This window comes from Roseovarius dicentrarchi, assembly GCF_003316635.1.
GTDB lineage: Bacteria > Pseudomonadota > Alphaproteobacteria > Rhodobacterales > Rhodobacteraceae > Roseovarius > Roseovarius dicentrarchi.
The window spans coordinates 1-1,936 of the sequence record NZ_QNQP01000061.1 but is presented as its reverse complement, the minus strand read 5'-3'; the positions used below and the strand labels follow the sequence as shown (position 1 = coordinate 1,936).

Sequence of the window (1,936 nt, the reverse complement as noted above, 5' to 3'; positions counted from 1 at the left end):
AAAAACGCCCACCTCGGGAGCGGCGGACGGCCACGAGGCTTTATGAGCAGCTTGTGTCGGAAGGGTATACCGGGTCCTATTCGCCGGTTCAGCGTTTTGTCCGAAACCTCAAGCGCGCCGACGCCGGGTCGGGAGATGCGTTCATTCCCCTGCATTTCGCTGCCGGTGATGCCCTCCAGTTTGACTGGAGCGAAGAACGCATTGTCCTGGGTGGTGTCGAGCAGAAAGGTATGCGCCGTTCCCGCCCCATTGATTTCTGCGGTTTCCCGACGCTGGCCGAGCGGCGAGTCTCGTTCTGAGCATTCAGAAGGAGATGATGATGGCGGATGGTGGGGACGGGTTTGACGGTTGCATCGAGGTTGTGCAGCGAACACGTGGCTACCGGCGGTGGCCGGAAGAGGTGAAGGCCCGGATTGTGGCCGAGAGCTTTCAGCCGGGCGCGCGGGTGGCGGATGTGGCGCGTAGGCATGATCTGGCGGCGCATCAGCTTTCAGATTGGCGGCGTCAGGCCCGGGAGGGACGTCTTGTCCTGCCCGCTGACGCCATGGCCGGTGTGGCGTCTGACGCTTTGCCGGCCTTTGTGCCGGTTTCGGTGGAGCCTGAGGACGTCGGTCCGTCAGCGGATGCCGGACGGACCGCCGGCATCATCACGATCGAGATCGGCAACGATCTGGTGCTTCGGGTGCCGGGCGATGTTCCGCCAGAGCGGGCAGCAGCGCTGGTGCAGGCGCTGCGGGGTGCGCCGTGATCGTCGCGGGGCAGCGCCAGCCGATCCTGATCGCGACGCGGCCGGTGGACTTCCGCTGCGGCCATCGCGCCCTGGCGCTGATCGTGCAGACCGAGCTGAAGCTGGATCCGCATTCCGGGGTGACGATCATATTCCGTTCGAAACGCGGCGACAGGTTGAAGATTCTGGTCTGGGACGGAACGGGTCTCGTGATGGTCTACAAAGTCCTGGAACAGGGCAGCTTTGCCTGGCCGAAGGTTCAGGACGGGACAATGCGGCTGTCGCGAGCCCAGCATGAAGCTTTGTTCGAAGGTCTGGACTGGCGCCGGATTGTTGCGCAACGGGTCGCCCCACCCATTGCAGCGGGATGATTTACTTACCTGTTTTGATGTTGTTTTATTGGCCTTTCCTGCCCGGAACGGCTATGAATCCGCATGTCGCAGCCCTTCGATCTCAGCCTGTTTCCGGACCTCCCGCCCGAGGTTGTGAAGGCGTTCGAGGCCGCGCAATTCGAGCTGGCGGTCGAGCGTGCGGCCCGCCAGCATGAGCAGGCGGTGGTGGCCGAGAAGGACGCCTTCATCACCGAGTTGAAGGCCCTGATCGAGAAGCTGGAAGGCCAGGTCGGACAATACCGACATGCGAAGTTCGGGCCGAAATCGGAAAAGCTGGACCCCGCGCAGCTCGAACTGGCGCTGGAGGATCTGGAAGCCGCCATCGCCGAGACCCAGGAACAGATTGCCGCGGTCGAGGAGAAGATCGCGGCCAGCGAGACCGATCCCGAGAAGAAGGCGCCGCGCAAGAAGCGCAAGGCGCGCGCCTTGCCGGAACACCTGCCGCGCGTCGAGCGTGTCATCGAGCCAGACAGCATTGCTTGCCCTTGCGGCTGTGGCGATATGGTCAAGATCGGCGAGGATCGGGTCGATCGGCTGGATTACATCCCGGCGCGCTATCAGGTGATCGTCACGATCCGCCCGAAATACGCCTGCCCCAAGGGGCGGGCGGGTGTGGTGCAGGCCAAAGCCCCGGCGCATCTTCTGGAGGGCAGCTGGCCCACCGAGGCGCTGCTGGCGCAAATCGCCGTCTCCAAGCATTCCGAGCACCTGCTGTTGATTGTCATTGAGAACTGACCCGGCATTTTCATCGAGATCTGACCCACCCAGTCGTTATGATCTGCTGATTATGATGGCGTCAATGCTGTTGCCTCCTTTC

The 1,936-nt window shown here is 62.9% G+C and carries 2 protein-coding genes and 2 pseudogenes; all 4 read left to right on the top strand.

Annotation, left to right across the window (positions count from 1 at the left end):
* A pseudogene (locus tag DQ230_RS16765) lies at positions 1-299 on the top strand (hypothetical protein); the annotation flags it as partial.
* Between the two features lie 20 nt (positions 300-319).
* Positions 320-748, top strand: coding sequence for an IS66-like element accessory protein TnpA (tnpA, locus tag DQ230_RS16760; protein ID WP_113913695.1), 429 nt, complete (start codon positions 320-322; stop codon positions 746-748).
* Positions 745-1,098 carry an IS66 family insertion sequence element accessory protein TnpB gene (gene tnpB / locus DQ230_RS16755; RefSeq protein ID WP_113913694.1) on the top strand — a complete coding sequence of 118 codons (354 nt, stop codon included), beginning with the start codon at positions 745-747 and terminating at the stop codon, positions 1,096-1,098. The genes tnpA and tnpB overlap by 4 nt, the downstream gene beginning before the upstream one ends.
* 63 nt (positions 1,099-1,161) lie before the next feature.
* Positions 1,162-1,836 (top strand): annotated as a pseudogene (locus DQ230_RS16750) (transposase domain-containing protein); the annotation flags it as partial.
* Between the last annotated feature and the right edge of the window lie 100 nt (positions 1,837-1,936).